The organism is Lederbergia sp. B243.17 (assembly GCF_057657925.1).
Genome location: NZ_JBWBKF010000034.1, coordinates 143888 through 167775 on the forward strand (window position 1 = coordinate 143888; position 23888 = coordinate 167775).

Genomic DNA, 23888 nt, shown 5'->3' on the forward strand with positions numbered 1-23888 from the left:
GTGAAGAGCGAAAACGCTAAGGTTTTGATTGGTATCAATGAATCCCCCCCGCCTGGCAAGTTTCTCTTTTTGAGCATCCAACATCTTTTTGCCATGTTCGGAGCAACCATCCTTGTACCATATCTCGTCGGGTTGAGTCCTGGTGTTGCACTCATATCAAGCGGGCTTGGAACAATTGCGTTCCTGCTGATTACTAAGGGGCAGGTGCCAGCATATGTTGGTTCCTCTTTCGCATTTATTGCCCCGATCATCGCTGCAACGGCTGCAGACGGTCCGGGCGCAGCGATGATGGGAAGCTTTTTGTCCGGTCTCGTATATGGGATTGTCGCCCTGATCATCAAGGCCACTGGATATAAATGGCTCGTGCGGATTCTACCGCCTGTCGTTGTCGGTCCGGTCATCATCGTCATCGGTCTGAGCCTGGCAGGAACTGCTGTCGGCATGGCGATGAACAATCCTGCAGGGGATTACAGTCTGTTGCATTTTTCGGCGGCCCTTGTTACTCTCGCCCTTGTGATTATCAGCTCGATTTTTCTGAAAGGCTTCCTTAATCTCATTCCTGTCTTGATTGCCATTATTGGCGGTTATATTTATTCAGCGATCATCGGAATTGTCGATCTGTCAGGTGTGAAGGCTGCGGGCATATTAGAAGCCCCTGACTTTCTTATTCCTTTTGTCCACTATTCCCCGGGCTTCTCGCTTAGCATCATCGCTCTGATGGTGCCGGTTTCCATTGTGACACTGTCAGAGCATATCGGCCATCAGATGGTTCTGAGCAAAGTTGTCCATAAAGATCTCATCCAGCGTCCTGGCTTGCACCGCTCCATCATGGGGGATGGGGTGGCGACGATGATTGCTTCCCTTATCGGGGGACCGCCGAACACAACATACGGCGAGAACATCGGAGTGCTGGCGATTACCAGGGTTTTCAGTGTCTTTGTCATCGGAGGTGCTGCTGTCTTTGCCATTCTTTTTGGCTTCATCGGTAAAATCACCGCACTGATCAGTTCCATTCCAACGCCGGTTATGGGCGGCATTTCGATCCTTTTGTTCGGTATCATCGCTTCTTCGGGACTTCGAATGCTTGTCGACAGCCATATCGACTTTGGTGATAAAAGAAATTTGGTCATTTCCTCTGTCATCCTCGTGATCGGTATTGGCGGTGCTTTCATGAAGTTCACAGAGAACTTTGAGATTCACGGAATGGCGCTTGCCGCCATCGTTGGTGTCATCCTGAACATCCTTCTGCCAGGAGGGAAAATGCCGGAGGATGTCAACCTTTATGAGGATGTTGAAGATGGGGAAACGGTCGCCTGATAGCAGGAAAATTCAGTTTTTAAATGAGGGGGATGAAGATGGCCGTACAGGAGGAGTATTTAAAGTCAAGGGATTTATTGCCGATCACCCATGATCAAAGGAATATCGGCACAAAAGGATTTGCTGTAATCTGGGTCGGCATGGCGGTGGTCCTGGCTGCCTTCGCTATCGGCGGAGCGGGCGTTCAAAACCTCTCGCTCGGATGGGTGATCGCTGCGACTGTTATCGGTTCTGTAGCCATCGGCATTTTCATGACTATCATTGGGGATATTGGAGTTGAGCATGGACTCTCCTTTCCGGTATATATGCGCGCCCCGTTCGGAACTATCGGAACGCATATTCCTTCCCTTGTGCGCGGAATTACAGCATCGTGCTGGTTTGGGATCAATACGTATTTCGGCGCAACGGCGATGAATGGAATTCTCAACATCCTATTCAACTTTGATAACTGGTTTATTTGCTTTCTAATATTTGCTGCTCTGCAATTGGTTAATACGGCACTCGGTATCAAGGCGATTGAGCGGTTTGCTGATTTGGCGGCTCCGACCATCATTTTGATTTCTGCTTGGATGTACAGTTCTCTTTCAGATAAGGCACTTGAGCAGGGGCGGTCTATTTGGGGCTGGGTGGAAAGCCCGTCCACTGGTATGGCCGCAATGACAGCCTTCATGGTGGTTGTCATGAGCAATATGGGATTTTGGGCGACTCTCGCAGCTGACATGCCATCGCTATCCAGGTTTTTCAAGGCTCCAAAACATGAGCGTAACTGGTTTGCCCGCAATAAGACGCAAATTGTCGGCAGCATCATCGTCATGCCGATCGTCAATACGTTTATGGTCGTAATCGGAGCGGTGTCATATATCGCGGTATTGAACTACGACCCGGTACTTGCTTTGCAGCAATCTGCGAGCGGTTTCATTCTGGGGATTTTGCTGCTCATGATTGTTTTTGCTCAGTGGTCCACCAATACGTCAGCAAATGTAATTCCGGCTGCGACGATATTTTCCAATGTCGGCGGCCCGAAGGTCCCATTCTGGGCCGGCGTCCTCATTGCTGGACTCGTCGGCATGCTCGTCCAGCCATGGAGTTTGTTTGATATCATTATCCCGGCATTGCTTGTCATCGGCGGGATTCTCTCCGCTATCGTCGGCATATTGTATATCGATTATTATGTGCTGCGGAAAAGACGTGTCAATGTAGGGGATTTATATGAAAAGGATGGGCAGTACCACTATATGGGCGGTTTCAATCTGGCCGGTATCCTTTCTTGGATCATCGGCGGGACGGCTGCATACTTCCTTTCCGAGTATTCGTTTATTGTCGGTTTTATTGTCGGCGGAGCCATATACTATGTCCTCGCTAAATATTGGTGGTTCAAGAAGTATGAACAGGCTGAAATAGCAGACCCGAGTGATGAGAAATATTTGGGGATTACGGTTGGCCGCGACTGGTACATCGATTCGGCTGATAAGGGTTCAGGGCTGGAAGAGGTTCAATCACAAGTTTGAAATGGAAAGGATGAGGAGAGATGACGGAATACCAGCTATATCTTGAGGAAAGAGATAAAATCGACTACATGTATCAGATGGGCTTCAGGATTAAACAGGTAAACGAGAACCTGAGCGGGGCATTTGTCGAGTTTGAGAAGGTGACCTCATCAGCTGAGCTGGAGTTGGAGACATTACATGTTCAAACGGCAGAAGGCAGAAAGTATTTTTCGGTGAGGCTGATTCAACAACAAGGGGCTGCAACCGTGTAAAAAAGTAGCCGGCATTCAGAGGTAATCTGACTGCCGGTTTAATTTTGAAGAATATTTTAAAAATTTAGCCACCATTCCTTTTTTCTTCATTCTGATTGTTTATAATAAAGGGAGGAGGTGGAGTAATATGCAGATGTCTATTACAGTCAGTGATATTTTGCAAAGAAAACACTTTGAAATGGCGCAAATTGTTGCAGGAGCCGAGGGCTTGAGTGCAAGTGTCAAATGGGTACATGTTGTGGAAGTCACCAATATCCGGAACCTCTTAAATGGAGATGAATTGATTTTATCGACGGGAGTCGCCTGGAAAGATACGCACGCCTGTTTTTTAAAAATGGTAGAGGAATTAATCGATGCTGGAGCTGCCGGACTTTGTTTGGAATTGGATCCAAGACACGTCATTCCCCAGGAAATCATCGACATTGCGGATGAAGCGAATTTTCCCATCATTCTCTTTCAAAAAGAAGTGCCTTTTGTAGAAATCACACAAGATATCCATACCCTTCTAATTAACAAGCAATATCAAATTATATCAAGCTTGGAAAAATACTCTCAACAACTGAATACGAAGCTGCTGACGATTGAACATTACGGCGACATTCTCAGGTTCATCCACCAATATCTACATGTACAAGTAATCCTCCGTTTTGGAACCGAAGAAATTCACTTTACTCCTGAAGTGACCCAATCCAGAAGGGAAGTCCTGCTTGTATCAATCGAGAGAAAAGGAACTGCCACAGATCCCCAGTCTCCTTCCATATCGGCACAGCCGATTTATTTGCTTGGAGAAAAATATGCGGAATTGATCATCCTTGCGGGCGATAGAGCTTTAAATGAATATGACCAGCTTATTCTCGACCGGACCGCGACGGCGCTGGCACAATTACTGCTTAGAAATCTTTATGCCGAGGAAAAAAAGCGGACGGAGGAAAAGGAATGGCTTTCAGGCTGGCTTGCCGGTGTTAAGACCAATGAAGCGATCCGCGAATATCTTTCTTACCATGCCCCTACAGTCAAGGCGAAGGGAGCGTTCGTTTGTATTTTTAAGCAACTATCCCGCAGCGCCTACTCAAATGCCGACATGACGTATTTTAAGCTTTATTTCAGAGCGATTTTTGAACAGCACGGCTTTTTCATCTTTTCCATCGAGGAAAGAAGCACGTTTACTTTCATCATGCTCAACGAGAGAAATGCATCCACATGGAAAAAAAGGATGAAGGAAGCTCTAAGCCGCTTAAAAGATTCAGTTGAAATGAAGAAAAACCCGGAAAAACAAGTGATCGGAATTGGAAAGTTCGTAGGGGAACTTGCCGATCTTCACATTAGCTACCAAACTGCACTTGAAACGGTGAAAATTCAGGATCGGGTGAGTGGGCCGCTTGATTTTGACAGCCGCTTCTACGATGATCTTCATATTTTCCGTCTCATCTCCCTAGTCAACCGCCATTCAGACTTGCCAGCCATGGTATATGAGTATCTGGAGCCGGTCATCCGCTATGATGAGAAATACAATGGAAAGCTGCTGGAAACATTAAAGACATATTTGGCATGCAGCGGATCAAAGCAAGAGACGGCTTCCCGCCTGTTCATTGTCAGGCAAACACTGTACCATAGGCTTCAGCGTCTGGAGAAACTCCTCGGTAAGGATTTTATGAATACTGAAAAGAGGCTGGCACTGGAATTCATGATTTTATCGTATGAATACTTGCAAACCGGCATAGGAAGCGATCCGAAAATGCGAAAAGAGGTCCAATAGACGGGCGAAATGACTAAAGTTCTATTCAATATGTGGAATTATAGAGGAAATCCATCTTACATATTGTCTAATGAAAGCCCTTACAAACTAAAAGATAATGAGAATAAGAAAAAAAGAGAAATTGTGGGAGGCGAACAGAATGTCGGTCATAAAAAATGATACAGCAATTTTACAGAACTATATTAATGGCGAGTGGGTGGATGCAAAAGGGATGGAAACAATGGAAGTACCGAACCCTGCTACGAGAGAGGTATTGGCGAGAGTCCCGATCTCCTCGGGAGCCGATGTCGATGCAGCAGTCCAGGCAGCCCACCAGGCCTTTCAGACGTGGAGACATACGCCTGTGCCAAAAAGAGCGAGAATTCTATATAAATATCATTATCTCCTAACAGAGAACCATGAAAAATTGGCGAAGCTGATCGTAGAGGAGAACGGCAAGGCATATAAAGAAGCCTATGGAGAAGTTCAAAGGGGCATAGAATGCGTTGAGTTTGCAGCAGGAGCCCCAACGCTGATGATGGGCGAGACATTATCAAATATAGCTGTAGACATCGATTCAGAAATGTTCAGGTATCCGCTAGGTGTTGTTGGCGGTATCACGCCGTTCAACTTCCCGATGATGGTCCCGCTTTGGATGTTCCCGCTTGCGCTTGCTTGCGGCAATACATTTGTCCTTAAGCCGTCAGAACGGACGCCTCTGCTGGCAAATGAGCTTGCTCGCTTGTTTTCAGAAGCAGGAGCCCCAAAAGGCGTTCTGAATATTGTCCACGGCGCACATGATGTCGTCAATGGTCTTCTTGAGCATGAGCTTGTCAAAGCGATATCTTTTGTAGGCTCCCAGCCTGTTGCCAAATATGTATATGAGCGGGCTGCCGCAGAAGGGAAGCGGGTACAGGCGCTGTCAGGGGCGAAGAACCACCATATTGTCATGCCTGACGCAGACATGAACAAGGCTGTCGCAAACATCATCAGTTCGGCATACGGAAGTGCCGGGCAGCGCTGTATGGCATGCAGCGCAGTCGTTGTCGTTGGAGATGGAGAAGAATTTGTCCGGGCTCTGAAAGAGAAAGCGGATGATTTGACGATTGGAAACGGAATGGATGAGGAAGTTCTTTTAACTCCAGTCATCCGTGAAGAGCATCGAACAAAAGTGCTCGGCTATATTGAAAAAGGTCTAGAGGAAGGTGCCTCCCTCATTCGGGACGGAAGAAAGGAAATGGATGAACTGCAGGAAGGTGTTTTCCTCGGTCCGACGATTTTCGATCATGTTTCCCCTGAAATGACAATTGCGAAAGACGAAATTTTTGCCCCGGTTTTAAGCTTGCTGCGCGCAAAAGACTTGGATGAAGGTTTGGATTACATCCGAAAATCCCGCTTTGGAAACGGTGCTACCATTTATACGAAGGATGCTTCGGCGGTACGGAAATTCAGAGAAGAAGCTGATGCAGGGATGCTCGGCATCAATGTCGGAGTGCCGGCAACCATGGCGTTTTTCCCGTTTTCCGGCTGGAAGGACTCTTTTTACGGAGACCTTCACGTAAACGGAAAAGATGGCGTAAACTTCTATACCCGCAAAAAAATGATCACATCTCGATTTGATTATTGATAAAGGGGTGAAGGGTAATGACAACGATTAATCAAGGCGAGGACTTTTTGACGAAGGACAAGGATTTTATCTGGCATTCCATGAAGCCATACAATCCCGACTCAACCATGATTGCCGAGAAAGCGGCAGGTTCATGGATTACAGACCAAAACGGAAATCGCTTTCTTGATGCGATGTCAGGTTTGTGGTGTGTAAACGTTGGCTACGGACGAACGGAGCTTGCCGAAGCTGCCTATGAACAACTGAAAGAAATGGCCTATTTCCCGCTGACGCAAAGCCATATTCCGGCAATCCGGCTTGGGGAGAAGCTTAATGAACTGCTTGGGGAAGAATATGTCATCTTTTTCTCCAATAGCGGTTCAGAGGCGAATGAGGCGGCCTTTAAGCTAGCACGCCAATATCACCAGCAAAAAGGAGAGCCGGAAAGGTATAAGTTTATCTCTCGCTACCGGGCTTACCACGGAAGCTCGATGGGTGCTCTCGCTGCGACCGGACAGGCGCAGCGAAAGTATAAATATGAGCCGCTTGCCCCCGGATTCATCCATGTCGCTCCGCCTGATTTGTATCGCGGCAAAGACGAACCAGGCGTTTCGCCCGCAGAACTCGAAGCGGTAAAAGATATCGACCGTGTCATGACGTGGGAATTGAGTGAGACAATTGCGGCTGTAATCATGGAACCGATCATTACGGGCGGCGGTGTCATTGTACCGCCCGAAGGTTATATGGCAGGCGTTAAAGAAGTGTGCGAGAAACACGGAGCGCTTTTGATTGTCGATGAAGTCATTTGCGGATTCGGCCGGACGGGCAAACCATTCGGTTTCATGAATTATGGAGTTAAACCAGACATCATCACAATGGCGAAAGGGATCACGAGTGCATATCTTCCCCTATCTGCCACCGCCGTGAGAAAAGAAATCTATGAAGCGTTCAAAGGATCGGAGGAATATGATTATTTCCGGCACGTCAATACATTTGGCGGGAACCCTGCGGCCTGTGCGCTTGCGATCAAAAATCTCGAAATTATGGAGAAGGAAAACCTCTATCAACGTTCAGCCGAATTGGGCGAATATGCACGCCAAAGCTTGTCTGCGCTTATTGAGGAACATCCATACGTCGGCGACATCCGCGGGAAGGGCCTTCTAATCGGGATTGAACTGGTGGAGGACAAAAATACGAAAGTTCCGCTTGGTGGGAACCTAGTCAATCAGGTGATAGCTGGCTGTAAGAAAAAGGGATTAATTATCGGGAAAAATGGTGCGACCGTGGCAGGGTATAATAATGTGCTTACGCTTGCCCCGCCGTTGAATATTCCTGAAGAAGATTTGGAATTCGTCTTGAAAACAATATCCGAAGAGATCCACGCTTTGCCTCTATAAACGTGTTAAGGTGATGGCCCCTTTCCTCGCATTGGGGCCATTAAAACAGTGTATATGCTGATCCGAAAGGGTGGGGACAAATGAAGATCGGAGTTCCAAAAGAAGTAAAAAACAATGAGAGCCGCGTAGCAATTACTCCTTCAGGGGCACTTCAGTTAACCAAGCATGGGCATCACGTGTTCATCGAGAAGGGCGCCGGGCTCAATTCGGGTTTTTTCGATGAGGAGTTTGTCGAAGCTGGCGGCATCATTGTAGAAAGCCCAGCAGACGCTTGGGCATGTGAAATGGTTCTAAAGGTGAAGGAGCCTGTACCTGAAGAATATAAGTATTTTTATGACGGGCAAATCTTGTTCGCCTACTTGCATTTGGCTGCCGATCAAAAACTGACGGAGGCATTGCTGGAGGCGAATGTGACGGCGGTCGCTTATGAAACCGTTCAGCTCCCGGACGGCTCCTTGCCGCTTCTGACACCAATGAGCGAAATTGCCGGTAGAATGGCTGCGCAAATTGGTGCCGCGTTTTTAGAAAAGACAAAAGGCGGCAAAGGGGTCTTGCTCGGAGGCGTGCCTGGAGTTGAACGCGGGAGGGTGACCGTCATTGGTGGAGGGGCAGTGGGAACCAATGCTGCAAAAATTGCGGCTGGTCTCGGAGCCCGTGTAACCATCCTGGATGTCAGCGCTCAAAGGCTAAGGGAACTAGATGACCTATTCGGAAATTCGGTTACGACCCTTATGTCTAATCCTTACAACATCGGCAAGACCGTATCAGAATCGGATCTTGTCATCGGGGCGGTGCTCATTCCAGGTGCAAAAGCACCAAAACTCGTAACTGAGGAAATGATCTGTCTGATGGAGGAAGGCTCTGTCATCGTAGATGTAGCGATTGACCAAGGAGGCATCTTCGAAACGGCCACACATGTGACAACCCATGCCAACCCCACCTATGTTAAGCACGGTGTTGTCCATTATGCTGTCGGCAACATGCCGGGCGCTGTGCCAAGGACTTCGACGATCGCACTGACCAATGTGACGGTGCCTTATGTTCTTCAAATCGCTAACCATGGGGTGACTGAGGCGTTCAAACGGAATGAAGCTTTGGCTAAGGGGCTGAATATCCAAAAAGGGGAAATCATGTATAAGCCGGTTGCAGAAGCCCATAACCTCCCATACGGTTCATTGGCGACCAATTAAGAGAAGACATTGAATGATTCTTACGGGAGTCATTCAATGTCTTTTAAATTTTTTTTAGTTTTTCTGTTGACACTTCATTGGACATGTTGTATATTATTAATTGTCCAGCAGATACATAAACTTGATTCTGTAGCTCAGCTGGGAGAGCGCTACCTTGACAGGGTAGAGGTCGCTGGTTCGAGCCCAGTCAGAATCATCACAAGGGTTTCAGTGAAACCCAAAAACCTCCTTAATGAACACTGTAATGCAGTGAACATTAGGGAGGTTTTTTGTGGCTTAGATTGAAATGATGCAGAAAGCGTTTTTAGCTGAGAAGAGATTTGAAGGTTTAACAGAGAAGAGCTTGAACAGCTATAAGGCTTACGTTTACAGTGTTAAGTGGATATTTCCACAATAGATAAGAATTATCCAACAAAAAACTTTGGCTTATAAGTCTTATATGTGCGTTTCTTGTAACCTTACAGCGGAACTATCGTGCTATATTTGGCGAAACTATCGTTAGTGTGGTATGGAAACAATAAACATAGAGGGAACAATAATCTGATGTGCAATCTATGTTTTTGTATTACTTCCCCTTACCACACCGTTCACAAGTTTACTGATAGGAACTTTTTACAAACTTATTAGAAAGAATACTAAAAATATTGACCTCACAGTGAGTTGTACCTAATAAATGTTTCCACGGCATGTCTGGAAAACAGATAAATGATGAGATAGCAACACAGATGGAACGATCAGTACAACCATGAAGCTGGCTCATGAGAGTCAGTTCTTTTTTTATGGGCATTATAAAAAGACCTCCAATTAGAGGCCTGAAGTTATTTCATACTTTTTCTTACTTTTTCAGGAATCATAACAACTTCTGTTTGTAATTCAACAGGTCTAAAAGTTTTGTCAATACATTCTTCCCAATACTCTAAGTGTTTTTTATCTATCCAATGAGTAGATTCCTCCACTTCTTGACCGCCTTCACCATGAACGGAATACCAGTAAAGGAATTCATCTCCGTTTATATGTTCTCTGAAAATAGTTTCAACGAACATTTTTTCATCTTCAAGGGTGACAAGGACATCTTTCATGTTTTCATTCAAGAATCTTAACCAATCATCTACTTGTTCTGACTTGCCTTCTTTGACTCTAAATCTTCTTAATTCTACATTCATTCCTGATCCCTCATTTTATTAATTTTCAATCTTTAACATACCATGTTTTTCATTGAACACCAATGGATCACTAATTGAGCTGGATATTAATGAACTATTTGTGACCGGTGACAACTTGCTGACAGGCCCTATACATTCTATTAAGAAAGTAAAAACTGTACAGTGTTCATTCAGTGAAAGTCCTTGTGTATGGCTGGCTCGTTGGAGTTGTAGCTCTTAAATGACCTGGCAGGGTAGAGGTCGCTTGTTCGGGCCAAGTTTCAACAAACAATTTTTATCTGCTAGGGTGATTAAGATCTCTTTACTAATTTCTTCTTTGCCAATCTCCTTTTCTACTTTATTTTTTTAAATTTTCTGTTTGCAATGTATAATATTTTTCTAGGATAGATTATCCTTTGGGCATGCTGTTAATTTACTGGAAAACACTATATAATAAATTTTGGAAATAGAAACTGCACAGGATATATTTGGGAAAACCTTGTATACGGCTGGATCGCTTGAGTTTATAATTCTTAAATGGTTTTAACCGGGTAGAGGTTGCGGTCCAAGCCCAGTTAGAATCATCAAAGTAAACCGTTATACGACCCATTTTCATTACTAAGGGAACCGCGTAATGATTTTTTGGCCATGTAATTCAATGTGTGATCCATCAAAATTCCTTATTGGGCACTGTACTCGTGAACATTAAGGGGTTTTTTAGTGGCTTTAATTGAAATCCGGGAAAGAATTTCCAGGTGAACCTATGGAAATAGTTATGCCTTGCAGCTAAGAAAGAGGAGACATTTTTGAAAAACGTATACCATATTTTATGGATTGTCTTTGTCATCATGATTCTGAGTGTATCAACACGCTATTTTTCATTTATAAGAGGTAATGTGCATAAAAGTGTACAGGCTGATGAAGAGGTCAATACAGCAGTGAAGAAAAAAGCGAAACCTGTATTCCCGTCTTAATGTATCATCATTTCGTCGAAGCGGACGAAGAGACAAGCTATACGACAATTAAGGTACTAGAGTTTGAAGAGCAGATTTCATATTTGAAGGCAAAAGGTTATCACACGATTACGGAACAGAATATAGTAGATTTTTATACCACTGGTAAAGAATTGCCTAAGAATCCGATTCACATAACGATGGATGACGGATATGAAAGCAACTATAGACTTGCATATCCCATTTTAAAGGCGAATGACATGAAGGCGACAATCTTTCTAATCGTGTCCAGGATGGACAACAGGTCTGGTTTACCTCGATTTACTTGGGAACAAGCAAAAGAAATGTCAGATTCAGGCCTTGTCAGCATTCAGAGTCACACCTATGACATGCATTATAAAGAGGATGTTGAAGGTGAAAAGATATCGGCAATGATTGCCCATAATGAAGCGTCATACCAGCAAAAAGTGCTGGAAGATCTCGTTTTGAGCAAGAAGATAATTGAAGAAAAGCTTGGCAATAAAGTAATCGCATTATCTTACCCGTATGGTCATTATGATGAACACACGCTATCCGCTGTCAAAGAAGCAGGGTTTAAGGTTGCCTATACTGTGAGCAATGGGGTGAATAAGTCTGATACACCCCCATTTGAATTGTATAGAATCAATGTGTCTCCCGGCTGGACAGGGAAAATGATTGAACAAGAGATTGCAAAGCAAAGAGAGCGATTGAAGAGGGATCGATTCCCCCGTGCCTACAAAACCTTCAACTGCTACTTCTGTTGTTTTAGACCGATTGTGTACTGAAGAAGCCATCTAAACGGACACTGGGCAATTGACCGTCAAGATGGCCTTTGGGCTTCATCTGCAAAGGAGATTGAATTGATGATCCTTTTATAATGTTTAAAAAGTAACAGAAGATACATAAAAGGAGAATGAACAATGCCTGTCTATAACAAATTGGTAAGAGATAATATTTTAGATATCATTAAAGCAGAGGGTTTACGTTTCAACTCTAGAATTCTCTCATCTGATGAGCTACTAACAGAGTTAAAAGCAAAAATGCTTGAGGAAATACATGAATTTAAAAGTGCTGTTGATAAAAAGGAAGTTGTTGAGGAACTTGCCGATATTTTGGAATTAATTCATGCTTCATTGGGTGTTTATGGTGTCGAGTTTGAAGAGCTGGATGAGATTCGTAAGGAGAAAAAGGAAAAACGAGGTGGGTTTGAGAAAGCCATTTACCTTATTGATGTAGAGGATAAATAATATATAAGCGATGATTATAGAATAATTTTCTTGAAATCAGTAGTGCTGGTATTTCTATGTGAATCTACAGGTCTCAAGAAACCTATTTTATAGCATAACTTTTCTCCATAGTTGGAAGAGCGCTACCTTGACAGGGTAGCGGTCACGGGTTCGAGCCTGGGCAGAAACATCTATTGGGTTCGGTTTCTTTCCAGATGCAGCAGCTATGGTATGATGTTGTTAAAAATCATCTGAAAGGGGATAGGCATGGACATCAGCATCGTAACAGGAGCATCAAAGGGAATCGGGCTGGCGCTCGCAAAGCAGCTTGCTGAGAGTGGCGGCAAAGTTTATTGTATTGCCAGAACGAAAAATGAAGAATTGACCGAACAGTCGGGCGGGAAAATCGAATTCTTATCCTATGATTTGTCTGACTGGGGTGGAATCGATGATCTGGTCAGCAAAATCGCCGAAGGTTTTTCGGAATCCGTTTCCTCCATTACGTTATTCAATAATGCGGGAGTTGTGGAACCGATTGGACAAGCGGGCACAAATGGTGCGGAAGAAGTGGCAAAGAATATAGCGGTCAATCTGACTGCGCCGATGCTGCTAACGGAAGCTTTTATCAAATACACGGATCATTTGGCGATTCCGAAGCGGATTATCAACATTTCTTCTGGGGCCGGCCGGAATCCGAATCCAGGATGGAGCAGTTATTGTGCTACGAAAGCCGGGCTTGATCATTTTTCAAGAGTGGTGGCAGAGGAGCAAAAGCAAAACGCGAACGGGGTGAAGGTGATTTCCATCGCACCGGGGATTATCGATACCGATATGCAAGTGCAGATCCGCTCATCAGATGCGAAAGATTTTGCACAAGTGGACCGGTTTATTAGCTACAAGGAGCAAGGCCTTTTGAGCTCGCCGGAAGATACAGCGAAAAAGCTAATCGCCCTTTTGGACAGATCGGCGGAAGAACTGGAGACCATTTTGGATCTCCGCGATTTTTAATAAACCTGATAAAAGAGGCTGTCCGAGAAGAAATTCTCGGACAGCCTCTTTTTTTATTTTTTCACTTCTTTTTCATTTGTTGCACGTTGCGGGCTAATATCCATTCCTTTTTTCTTTTTCTCCGCTTGTTCTATTGAATCACTGCTTTGTATCCTTTTTTCTTTTGCCATTGGTATCCCTCCTTTAATTTAAAGCCTCTTTTACTTTTCCCAATTTGCGTTTATTAAAAACAGAAATTTGGGTAAAGGTGTGTAGCAAGATAGCGATGACTTGCTGTACGCCCCATCAAATTCGACATTATACCGCATAAACATGCATGTGTTTTAATAACATATAAATTTTTTTACCCGAATGGATTGAAAATGTACGCTAAACACGTTATTATTTTACTAATATAAACATAGGGGGAAATAAAAAAATGTCATATTTATTCAAAAAGCCATGGCTGGCTCTGATGGTATCGTGCCTCCTCATTCTAGCCGCATGTGGCCAGGGGGATAATGATAAAAAGAGCAATTCCGGCTCAGATGGTGAAGGAGAAGCGAAAAAAGTATTGAATGTAGGTACCGAAGCGACTTTTGCACCGTTTGAATTTATGGATAAAGGAGTAATTACCGGGTTTGATGTTGATTTGCTGAACGCTGTTGCCGAAGAGGCGGGCTATGAAGTGAAGATTGAAAACACGGGCTGGGATTCCATGCTTGCGGGTCTCCAAGGAAAACAGCTTGATATTGGCGCCGCTGGAATTACGATTAATGAAGAGCGCCTTGCTACGTATGATTTCAGTGTCCCTTATTTTCAATCAACGAGCATGATCGCCTTCAAGGAAGGTACGGATATCAAAAGTGCGGAAGACCTGAAGGGCTTGAAAATTGGCGTCCAGAACGGGACAACAGGCCAGTTTGCTGCTGAAAAAGTGGTCGGAACAAACAACAAAAACATTTCCAAATACGAAACTGCCGCTTTGATGTTCCAAGCGCTGCAAAGTGACAATGTTGATGCAGTCGTAACAGATATCGCAGTCGCTCTGGAATATGAAAAGAACAATCCTGACAGCGGGGTAAAAACGCTAGGAGATGACAAGCAGTTCGAATCCGAATACTACGGACTCGCTTTTCCGAAAGGAAGCGAACTGAAGGCAGACTTTGATAAGGCGTTGAATACTGTTTTCGATAACGGAACATATGCGGAAATCTACAAGAAGTGGTTCGATGAGGAGCCGAATGTAGATAATTTGAAAGAAGCCGCTAAGGAATACGAGAAAAAATAATAGCTGAATTGGCAAGCAGCTCCTCCAGATTACGGGGCATTGCCGGAAACAATAATCGTTAAAATACGGCTGTCCACTGCGGCCTCTCTCGCACGGACAGCTTTTTTGGTGATGGAAGGGTGTGAAGACAATGAACATTCGCTTTGATATTATAGTAGATTATTTGCCGCTTTTCTGGAAAGGGACATTGCTGACACTCGGACTTTCTCTGGCTGGGGTCAGTATCGGGCTTGTCCTTGGTTTGGCAGTGGGACTGGGCAAAATGGCAGAGCGCCGATGGGTGAGAATACCCTTCATCTGGTATATCAATTTTTTCCGGGGAACTCCATTCCTCGTCCAAATCTTGCTGATTCATTTCGGCGTTGTGCCATTGTTCATGTCACCGGCGAATCCGATCGTTTCAGCTATCATTGCCCTGTCTTTGAATTCGTCCGCTTATATTGCGGAAATTTTCCGCGCTGGTATCCAGTCGATCGACAAGGGTCAGATGGAAGCTGCGCGTTCGCTCGGCATGAGCAGAAAGCAGGCGATGAGGCTCGTCATTTTGCCGCAGGCCGTCAAAAGGATGATTCCGCCGCTTGGCAATGAATTCATCGTATTGCTGAAGGAAACATCGCTCGGTGCGATTATCGCCGCCCCTGAGTTGATGTATTGGGGCAGAGCGGCAAACGGACAATATATGCGTGTCTGGGAGCCATACATTACAGTCGCCATCATTTACCTTATTTTGACACTTTCCCTGACATACTTAATGAATTACATCGAGAGGAGGATGAAGACGGAATGATCTCAGTAAAGCATTTAAAAAAGTCATTCGGGAATAACGAAGTGCTGAAGGATATTTCGCTAGATGTGAAGCCCCAGGAAGTGCTTGTTGTTATCGGGCCATCGGGATCCGGCAAGTCCACGCTCATCCGCTGCTTGAACCTGCTTGAAACAATATCTGGCGGACAGGTCGTTGTCATGGGACAGGATTTGACGAACCAGAAAACGAATATCAATGAAGTGAGAAAAAATGTCGGGATGGTATTCCAGCATTTTAACTTATTTCCCCACAAAACGATTTTGGACAACATTACAATGGCCCCGATCAATGTCAAGGGGATGAAAAAGGCGGAAGCGGAGAAAATAGCCCTTTCACTTCTTGAAAAGGTCGGTTTGAAAGAGAAGGCCGCGGCCTATCCTGATTCTCTTTCAGGAGGTCAAAAGCAGCGTGTCGCCATTGCCAGAGCGCTTGCAATGGAGCCGAAAGTCATGCTCTTTGATGAGCCGACATCTGCGCTTGACCCGGAAATGGTCGGGGAAGTGCTAGAGGTCATGAAAAGCTTGGCAAAAGATGGAATGACAATGATTGTTGTCACCCATGAAATGGGCTTTGCAAGAGAGGTCGGAGATCGAGTCATCTTCATGGATAATGGCTATATCGTAGAAGAGAATGAACCGGATGCGTTGTTCTCAAATCCACAGAATGAGCGGACAAAAGCTTTTTTGAGCAAAGTCCTATGATTAATCCTCACCCTGCCGAAAACGGCAGGGTGAGGATTTTTTATGATTGTCTGGTGATGGATGCATCCAGGCCGATTTCGACGTTCCCTTGGAGGGCACGGGTGATCATGCAGCTTTTTTCCGCTTTTTCAGCCAGTTGCTGTGCTTTCTCCACGTCTTGATCGGAACTGTTTTTATTCAAAACGATGGATGGCCGATGAATGATTTTTTTATACGTAATCACCCCAAGCTTTACCTCCACAACGCCTTCAGACTCCATATTCAGCTCATCAGCCTGAAGTTTCGCTCTTTCAAGCATGGCTGCCAATGTAATAATATAGCATGTTGCAGCCGCCCCTAGGAGCATTTCATCAGGATTTGTTCCGATGCCGGGTCCGTCCATTTCTTTAGGTATGGAAACAGTGGTTTTCAGGTTTTTTGTCTCTATCGTTCCTGTAGAATTTCTGCCGCCGTTCCAATTGGCTTTTAAGTGAAAAGAATGAATTTCCATATAGGCTGCCTCCATTTTCAAAAATTGTCTGATGCTTCTATTATCAGTATAATGAGTGAAGAGTAATCTTGAAAGGAGCAGATAGTATGCCATACCCGCAAGTGAAAGAAACAATGATGCTGATCAGGGAGCTAGTCAGCATTCCGAGCCCGTCAGGCAATACGGAAAAAGTGATTAGTTTCTGTGAACAGTATTTACAGGATATAAAAGTAGAGATGAAGCGTCTGAGGAAAGGAGCACTGCTCATCACGCTGCCTGGAAAAGACAACAGCCAGCACCGGATGCTGACAGCACACGTCGATACGCTTGGTGCGATGGTGAAGGAAATCAAGCCGAACGGCCGACTGAAATTGACGATGATCGGAGGCTTCCGCTGGAACGCGGTTGAAGGCGAATACTGCAAGATCGAAACGGCAGCGGGCGATACATACACCGGTACAATTTTAATGAAGCAGACGTCGGTCCATGTATATAAAGATGCCGGAGAAGCGAAGAGGGATGAAAACAATATCGAAGTCCGGATTGACGAAAAAGTGACGACGGAAGAGGAAACAAGAAGGCTTGGCATTAATGTCGGCGACTTCGTCTCTTTTGATCCGAGAGTAGAAATTACAGAGAGCGGCTTTATCAAGTCCCGCCATTTGGATGATAAGGCGAGTACGGCGATTTTGCTCCGCCTGATCCGTCATCTTGTGGAAGAGAAGATCGAGCTCCCTTATACAACTCATTTTCTCATCTCCAATAATGAAGAAATCGGTTATGGCGGCAATGCGGGTATTTCTCCCGAGACAGTGGAATACATCGCTGTCGATATGGGTGCTTTGGGAGAAGGGCAATCCTCCGATGAGTATACCGTCTCCATTTGTGCGAAGGATTCCAGCGGTCCTTACCATTACGGACTCAGAAAACATCTTGTCAACTTGGCGAGGGAAAATGAGATTGGCTATAAAGTGGATATCTACCCGTACTATGGCTCGGACGCTTCGGCAGCCATCCGTTCCGGCTATGATATCGTTCATGGACTGATCGGGCCGGGGATTGAGTCTTCCCACGCTTTGGAAAGAACCCATGAGTCTTCATTAATCAATACGGAAAAGCTATTACTGGCTTATGTTGCATCACCAATCCAAACTGTATAAGTTCAAAACAAAGCAATCCTCACTATATATCGTGAGGATTTTTTCTGCATTCCTGATTGAAATCTCCCGCCGGTAGGAATAAGATAAAGTGAAGTGCTTTTTTTCGCAGAATTCGGCTATTCAAGAAAGCCGGACAGCATGGAAGTTTCGTGCAAACCAATTTGCAATGAAGGGAATACAGAAATGGTACAAACAAATACATTAAAAGAAGAAGTTGAAGCTCGAAGAACGTTTGCAATTATCTCCCACCCGGATGCGGGGAAAACGACGATAACGGAGAAACTGCTCCTGTTCGGCGGTGCGATTCGCGATGCCGGTACGGTCAAGGGAAAGAAGACAGGGAAATATGCAACTTCCGACTGGATGGAGATCGAAAAGCAAAGAGGAATTTCGGTCACATCTTCTGTCATGCAATTTGATTATGACGGATTCCGTGTAAACATCCTGGACACACCTGGTCACCAGGATTTCAGTGAGGACACGTACCGGACACTGATGGCCGTCGACAGTGCGGTCATGGTAATCGATTCGGCAAAAGGGATTGAGGAACAGACAATGAAACTGTTCAAGGTCTGCCGGATGAGAGGCATTCCGATTTTTACATTCATCAACAAGCTTGACCGGCAAGGAAGGCCGCCGCTTGAATTGCTGGCCGAACTTGAGGAAGTATTGGGCATCGAGTCTTATCCGATGAATTGGCCGATTGGTATGGGTAAGGAGTTCTACGGCATTTATGATCGCTACAATAAGCGGGTCGAGCAATTCCGTTCGGATGAAGAGAGCCGCTATCTTCAGCTTGATGCCGAGGGTGGAATCGAAGGCGAGCACCCAATGAAAGAAACGAGCTTCTATACACAAGCATTGGAAGAGATTCAGCTTCTTGAAGAAGCGGGCAATGATTTCTCAAGAGAGAAGATCAATAATGGCACGCTGACACCTGTATTTTTCGGCAGTGCCCTGACCAATTTTGGTGTGCAGACATTCTTGGAGACGTATTTGCAATTTGCACCGGCTCCGCAGCCGCGATTGTCCAATGAAGGGGAAGTTGATCCTGCGGATGAATCGTTCTCAGGCTTTATTTTCAAGATCCAGGCAAATATGAACCCTGCTCACCGTGACCGGATTGCCTTCTTGCGCATCTGCTCCGGCAAATTTGACAGGGGCATGGGCGTGACATTGGCTAGAACCGGTAAACATTTCAAAATTTCGCAGTCGACACAGTTTCTTGCTGATGATCGCAGTACGGTCAATCATGCGGTTAGCGGTGATATAATCGGCATTTACGATACCGGTACGTACCAGATCGGCGATACGCTGACGGAAGGCAATAAGAAGCTCCAATATGAAAAATTACCGCAGTTCACCCCTGAGCTTTTTGTAAGGGTGTATGCAAAAAACGTCATGAAGCAGAAAAGCTTCCATAAAGGCGTTGAACAGCTCGTGCAGGAAGGTGCGATCCAGCTTTATAAAACATTTAGAATGGAAGAATACATCCTCGGCGCGGTCGGACAGCTTCAATTTGAAGTCTTTGAACACAGGATGAAGAATGAGTATAACTCTGAAGTGAGAATGGAACCGATCGGGTCGAAAATCGCCCGTTGGGTGGAGAATGAGAAGATTGATGAGTCATTGTCCAGCCAGCGCAGTTTGCTCGTCAAAGACCGCTACGACAAGCCTGTTTTCTTGTTCGAAAATGATTTTGCACTCCGCTGGTTCCAGGATAAAAATCCTGATGTCATTTTGACGAACCCGATGGACGAATAAGTATTTGAATCAGCTGCACCTTAGATGGCCGGATCGGCTCCTAAGGTGCAGTTTTTCTTTATGCTGAAAGTCCAAGACAGCAGGAGTCTCACTGTATAATTCTGCTAGGCCTCTGCTATAATGAATATTCATACATAAACGTCAATGAAGTCAGGGAGGCAGTTGAAAAGATGAATGTGAGCAAATTTTCGATCCGGAGACCGGTTTTTACGATTGTGACCATGTTCTTGGTCATCATTTTGGGGATTGTATCGCTGTTGAAAATCCCGCTAAAGCTGATTCCGGATATTAATCCGCCGATCGCAGTCGTCGTCACCAATTATCAGGGGGCAAGCCCTGAGGAGATCGCTGAAAAGGTGACAAAGCCGCTTGAGGCGAACTTATCGACCCTCCCTGGAATCAAAAACATCCAGTCGGTATCCCAAGAGGGGTCGAACTTCATCCTCCTTGAATTTACGTGGACGACGAGGATTGATGATATACAGCCGGATGTGCTTCAAAGAATTGATCAGACACCGATCGCAGAAGGTGCCGGCAAACCGAGATTTCTTAAGTTCGATCCTACACAGTTCCCCGTCATCCAGCTGTCCTTGAAGGCAGCTGGTGAGGATAATACGCTGCGGGAGCTTGCGGAGGAAATGAAAACAGAGTTGACGAAAGTGCCCGGAGTGGCGAGCGTCAATGTGACCGGAACACTTGCCGAGGAGATCCGCGTGCGGATTGACCAGGACAAAATGCAGAAATACCGCCTGTCCCAGTCTGATATTTCTGGCGTCATTCAAGCGAGCAACGTTTCGATGCCAGGGGAAACGGTGCTGACAGAAGGGAAAGAGCTGACGACGAGAATTATGAGTACCCTCCACTCTGCAGAGGACATTGGAGAGCTTGTCGTCACCGCCAATCCGGTAACAGGAGAGAAGATCCGCATAAAAGATGTAGCGGACGTCAAGAGACAGAAACAAGAAGAAAGCAGCATTACGCGTACGAATGAACAGCCGTCTGTACTGGTGAGCGTCCTGCAGGAATCGGATGCCAATACAGCGAACGTCTCAAGGGACTTTGAGAAAGAGTTGAACAGTCTTTTGAAGAAAAGCCAATATAAAGGCATCGAATCCGATATGTTGTTTGACCAAGGCGATTTTATCAGAATGGCCATTTCCAATATCGCCAGTTCACTCATTCTTGGCGGTGTTTTGGCTATGGCAGTCCTGTTCATCTTTTTGCGCAATATCAGGAGCCCGCTCATTATTGGGGTGGCAATTCCTTATTCAGTCATTGTCACGTTTGTGCTTATGTATTTCGCCGATTTCGCTTTAAATATCATGACACTAGGCGCACTTGCGCTCGGTATCGGAATGCTCGTCGACAACTCGATTGTTGTTATCGAGAATATTTACCGTCATCTGTCGATGGGCAAGACGCCCAAAGAGGCGGCGGCAGAAGGTGCGAAAGAAGTGGCCGGTGCCATTACCGCTTCGACGCTTACGACGGTTGCCGTATTTTTGCCCGTTGTATTTATCAGCGGCCTTCTCGGAGAATTGTTCAAGGAATTCGCATTTACGATTTCTTTCAGCCTGGCAGCATCCTTGCTCGTTGCGCTGACGGTTGTGCCGATGCTGGCAAGCCGTCTCCTGAAGCCGATGCACGGAGACTATGAGGCAAAACGCCGGCGCTCTAAGTCGATGAACATGCTTGAGCGCTCCATCCGCTGGTCGCTTCACCATCGCTGGTTCATCCTGCTGCTCTCCGTTCTTCTTTTTGCAGGCGGGCTATACAGCTTGATGAATACAGGCCGGCAATTTCTGCCTCCGACAGATGAGGGCTTCTTCTCGGTAAATGTGGATCTTGAAAATGGAGCAGCTTTAACTGAAACGGAGAAAGTTGTCACTGCACTTGAAAGTAAGCTGAAAAAGGAAAAAGATATCGATGCGTACGTAAGCTTGATCGGCTCTACACAGGAGGCGCAATTCCAAGGAGGAGGAAAGTCGAGTACGGCCGAACTTTATGTTAAATTGAAACCGCTCGGAGATCGAAAAGAAACGCTGTTTGAATTCGTAGACCGGATGAAGACCGTACTGAACGATACGGTGGAGAAGGCTGACCCATCGGCGGAATTGTCCTTCAATGTCCAGGCTGCTTCAGGACTGGCCCCACAGACACTAACTTTTAATCTCCAGGATACGAATAGGGAAAGACTTGATAAAGCCGCCGGCCGGCTTCTGAAGGAATTGAAGAACGTTGATGGTGTAACGGAATTATCGACGAGTACGGAGGATCGGGTTGAGGAAATGCAAATCGAGATTGACAGAGATAAAGCGTTCGAGGCCGGTTTGGCTCCGGCTCAGATTGCTTCGATTGTCAATGATGTGACCCGCGGAGTGGCTGCAGCGCAGCTTCTGGATGAAAATGAAGATGTCTATACTGTCTACGTAGAATATGATGAAAAGATCACCCGGAACCTCGACAACCTTCAAACGCTGCTGATCAGGAAGCCCGACGGCTCCTATGCAAAGCTGGGAGATGTGGCAAAAATCAGTCGTGGGAGCGGACCGGTTACACTCCAAAGGATGAATCAGCAGTCCGCCGTAGAATTTACGCTGAAATATGGAACAGAGACCAATGTCAGCGATATGACCGATAAGGTCAGAAACAGTTTCGATTCAATCGACTTGCCATCACAAACGGAACTTGTCTTCAGCGGAGAGACAGAGATGCTTGAAGATGCGATGGATGACATGATCATGGCTTTCGTATTGGCGATCGTGCTTATTTACATTGTTATGGCGGCACAATTTGAATCGTTCAAATATCCATTTGTCATCATGTTCACTGTTCCGCTGATGGTCATTGGCGTGGCGGCCGCCCTATTGATGGCAAGGCTGCCGATCAGCATTCCGGCTTTGATCGGCATTATCATCCTTGCCGGCATCGTCGTCAACAATGCGATTGTGATCGTAGACTACATCAACCAGCGGAAGCAGTCTGGCTTATCAAGCTATGAAGCGCTCGTTGAATCGGTAAAGGACCGGTGCCGGCCGATTTTAATGACGGCACTTACAACGATACTGGGGCTCGTTCCGCTCGCTCTCGGACTGGGTGAGGGAACGGAGATGAATCAGCCGATGGGAGTGGCGGTCATCGGCGGGCTTACAAGCAGTACTTTGTTGACGCTGTTCGTTATCCCGGTCGTGTACAGTCTATTTGATCCAGAAACGAGAAAAATGAAAAAGAATCGCTAGTTATCTTTTTTGCGAAATAACTATTGCGATTCAAGGCCGCACCCTCTATAATAGAGTCAAACACATATACTTGACTTAAAGTCAAAGGGGAGTAGCGTTAGGTGTGGCCCAGCAAGGCCCATCTAAAACAAAGTCGTCAATTCGTGAAGAAATTCACCGGCTTTGTTGGCATTACATACATGTCCAGCAAGACCTTTGCCCATGAGGCAGAGGTCTTTTTATTTTTGCGGCCGAGAACCTTTGCCAAATGGGGTGTTTACATTCAACTTTTGGAGGGATTCGATGGATGCATCAATGATTTTAGAGTATGGGTGGGTATTACTCGTGCTCATCGGACTGGAAGGAATACTAGCCGCTGATAATGCCGTTGTCATGGCTGTCATGGTTAAGCACCTGCCGGAGGAAAAACAGAAAAAGGCCTTGTTCTATGGCCTTCTCGGAGCGTTCGTATTCCGCTTTATCGCCTTATTCCTGATTACATTCCTTGTAAAAGTCTGGCAGATCCAGGCGATTGGCGCTTTGTATCTTTTGGTTCTGTCCGTCAATCACTTGGTGAAAAAGCGGAAGGGAAAGGAAGAGAAGAAAACCGACGTCGAAAAAAAGGGCTCTTCATTTTGGATGACCGTGTTGAAAGTAGAAATTGCCGATATTGCATTCGCGATCGATTCGATGCTTGCGGCTGTTGCGTTGGCGGTAACGCTCAAACCGACGGGATGGTTCCAGGCAGGCGGAATTGACGGAGGACAATTCCTCGTCATGCTTCTTGGCGGTTTGATCGGTGTTGTCATCATGCGTTTTGCAGCTACATCGTTCGTGAAGCTGCTGAAGAAATATCCTGGCCTTGAGACAGCTGCGTTTCTGATCGTTGGCTGGGTCGGTGTTAAGCTTGCTGTCTTTACGATGGCTCATCCAAAGGTAGGGATTTTAAGCGAACACTTCCCAGAATCAGGTACCTGGAAAATGATATTCTGGGTCGTCCTTGTCGCTATCGCAGCGGGCGGCTATTTTGTATCCAGGAAGAACCCTGTGGCGCAGGAAGACTAAGAGTGTGAGAGATAAAAAGGGACACCCGAAATTTTTCGGGTGTCCCTTTTGGCTTGCGCCGTTTTTAACCCCCATAAATCCT

The 23888-nt window shown here is 45.7% G+C and carries 20 protein-coding genes, 1 tRNA gene and 1 riboswitch; of the genes, 19 read left to right on the forward strand and 2 right to left on the reverse strand.

Features of this window, described 5'->3' with window-relative positions; genetic code table 11:
- From AC0TWI_RS05760 to AC0TWI_RS05795, 8 genes are all read left to right on the forward strand, one after another.
- A complete protein-coding gene (locus tag AC0TWI_RS05760; RefSeq protein ID WP_488125375.1) occupies positions 1 to 1317 on the forward strand; it encodes a solute carrier family 23 protein in 1317 nt (438 codons plus the stop codon).
- Between the two features lie 38 nt (positions 1318 to 1355).
- A complete protein-coding gene (locus AC0TWI_RS05765) occupies positions 1356 to 2825 on the forward strand; it encodes an NCS1 family transporter (protein WP_488125376.1) in 1470 nt (489 codons plus the stop codon).
- 20 nt (positions 2826 to 2845) lie between these two features.
- Entirely contained in the window at positions 2846 to 3076 is a 231-nt protein-coding gene (locus tag AC0TWI_RS05770; protein WP_488125377.1) for a hypothetical protein, read from the forward strand.
- A 127-nt stretch (positions 3077 to 3203) separates the two neighbouring features.
- The gene (locus tag AC0TWI_RS05775) at positions 3204 to 4832 is read left to right on the forward strand and encodes a PucR family transcriptional regulator (RefSeq protein WP_488125378.1); all 1629 of its coding nucleotides are present in this window, start codon (positions 3204 to 3206) and stop codon (positions 4830 to 4832) included.
- A gap of 139 nt (positions 4833 to 4971) precedes the next feature.
- On the forward strand, positions 4972 to 6438 hold the full coding sequence (locus AC0TWI_RS05780; protein ID WP_488125379.1) for a CoA-acylating methylmalonate-semialdehyde dehydrogenase: 1467 nt from the start codon (positions 4972 to 4974) through the stop codon (positions 6436 to 6438).
- A 17-nt stretch (positions 6439 to 6455) separates the two neighbouring features.
- On the forward strand, positions 6456 to 7814 hold the full coding sequence (locus tag AC0TWI_RS05785; protein ID WP_488125380.1) for an aminotransferase: 1359 nt from the start codon (positions 6456 to 6458) through the stop codon (positions 7812 to 7814).
- 80 nt (positions 7815 to 7894) lie between these two features.
- Positions 7895 to 9004, forward strand: coding sequence for an alanine dehydrogenase (gene ald, locus AC0TWI_RS05790; RefSeq protein WP_488125381.1), 1110 nt, complete (start codon positions 7895 to 7897; stop codon positions 9002 to 9004).
- A 123-nt stretch (positions 9005 to 9127) separates the two neighbouring features.
- Positions 9128 to 9200, forward strand: a tRNA-Val gene (locus AC0TWI_RS05795).
- Positions 9201 to 9822: 622 nt separating this feature from the next.
- Here the strand turns inward: AC0TWI_RS05795 and AC0TWI_RS05800 are convergent.
- Positions 9823 to 10167: a DUF6176 family protein gene (locus AC0TWI_RS05800; protein WP_488125382.1), complete on the reverse strand. Its 345-nt coding sequence runs from the start codon at positions 10165 to 10167 to the stop codon at positions 9823 to 9825.
- Positions 10168 to 10952: 785 nt separating this feature from the next.
- Between AC0TWI_RS05800 and AC0TWI_RS05805 the strand changes: the two genes are divergently transcribed.
- From AC0TWI_RS05805 to AC0TWI_RS05835, 7 genes are all read left to right on the forward strand, one after another.
- Positions 10953 to 11120 carry a hypothetical protein gene (locus AC0TWI_RS05805; protein ID WP_488125383.1) on the forward strand — a complete coding sequence of 56 codons (168 nt, stop codon included), beginning with the start codon at positions 10953 to 10955 and terminating at the stop codon, positions 11118 to 11120.
- On the forward strand, positions 11120 to 11905 hold the full coding sequence (locus tag AC0TWI_RS05810; protein WP_488125384.1) for a polysaccharide deacetylase family protein: 786 nt from the start codon (positions 11120 to 11122) through the stop codon (positions 11903 to 11905). The genes AC0TWI_RS05805 and AC0TWI_RS05810 overlap by 1 nt, the downstream gene beginning before the upstream one ends.
- A 135-nt stretch (positions 11906 to 12040) precedes the next feature.
- Positions 12041 to 12367, forward strand: a complete 327-nt coding sequence (locus AC0TWI_RS05815) for a pyrophosphohydrolase domain-containing protein (protein ID WP_488125385.1) — start codon at positions 12041 to 12043, stop codon at positions 12365 to 12367.
- A 246-nt stretch (positions 12368 to 12613) separates the two neighbouring features.
- Complete coding sequence (locus AC0TWI_RS05820; RefSeq protein WP_488125386.1) at positions 12614 to 13354, forward strand: (S)-benzoin forming benzil reductase; 741 nt, start codon at positions 12614 to 12616, stop codon at positions 13352 to 13354.
- Between the two features lie 418 nt (positions 13355 to 13772).
- Positions 13773 to 14624: a basic amino acid ABC transporter substrate-binding protein gene (locus AC0TWI_RS05825; RefSeq protein ID WP_488125387.1), complete on the forward strand. Its 852-nt coding sequence runs from the start codon at positions 13773 to 13775 to the stop codon at positions 14622 to 14624.
- Between the two features lie 130 nt (positions 14625 to 14754).
- Positions 14755 to 15411: an amino acid ABC transporter permease gene (locus AC0TWI_RS05830; protein WP_488125388.1), complete on the forward strand. Its 657-nt coding sequence runs from the start codon at positions 14755 to 14757 to the stop codon at positions 15409 to 15411.
- Positions 15408 to 16130 carry an amino acid ABC transporter ATP-binding protein gene (locus AC0TWI_RS05835; protein ID WP_488125389.1) on the forward strand — a complete coding sequence of 241 codons (723 nt, stop codon included), beginning with the start codon at positions 15408 to 15410 and terminating at the stop codon, positions 16128 to 16130. Before AC0TWI_RS05830 ends, AC0TWI_RS05835 begins: the two co-directional genes overlap by 4 nt.
- Positions 16131 to 16170: 40 nt before the next feature.
- Here the strand turns inward: AC0TWI_RS05835 and AC0TWI_RS05840 are convergent, their stop codons facing one another.
- Entirely contained in the window at positions 16171 to 16620 is a 450-nt protein-coding gene (locus AC0TWI_RS05840) for an OsmC family protein (RefSeq protein ID WP_488125390.1), read from the reverse strand.
- Between the two features lie 86 nt (positions 16621 to 16706).
- Between AC0TWI_RS05840 and AC0TWI_RS05845 the strand changes: the two genes are divergently transcribed.
- The 4 genes from AC0TWI_RS05845 (at position 16707) to AC0TWI_RS05860 (ending at position 23806) form a co-directional block, all read left to right on the forward strand.
- Positions 16707 to 17759 (forward strand): M42 family metallopeptidase, encoded by a 1053-nt coding sequence (locus tag AC0TWI_RS05845; RefSeq protein ID WP_488125391.1) that lies wholly within the window; start codon positions 16707 to 16709, stop codon positions 17757 to 17759.
- Between the two features lie 183 nt (positions 17760 to 17942).
- Positions 17943 to 19523 carry a peptide chain release factor 3 gene (locus AC0TWI_RS05850; protein ID WP_488125392.1) on the forward strand — a complete coding sequence of 527 codons (1581 nt, stop codon included), beginning with the start codon at positions 17943 to 17945 and terminating at the stop codon, positions 19521 to 19523.
- A gap of 170 nt (positions 19524 to 19693) precedes the next feature.
- On the forward strand, positions 19694 to 22762 hold the full coding sequence (locus AC0TWI_RS05855) for an efflux RND transporter permease subunit (RefSeq protein WP_488125393.1): 3069 nt from the start codon (positions 19694 to 19696) through the stop codon (positions 22760 to 22762).
- A gap of 74 nt (positions 22763 to 22836) precedes the next feature.
- Positions 22837 to 23003, forward strand: a riboswitch (yybP-ykoY riboswitch).
- A gap of 41 nt (positions 23004 to 23044) precedes the next feature.
- Entirely contained in the window at positions 23045 to 23806 is a 762-nt protein-coding gene (locus tag AC0TWI_RS05860) for a TerC family protein (protein ID WP_488125394.1), read from the forward strand.
- The last annotated feature ends 82 nt before the right edge of the window (positions 23807 to 23888 follow it).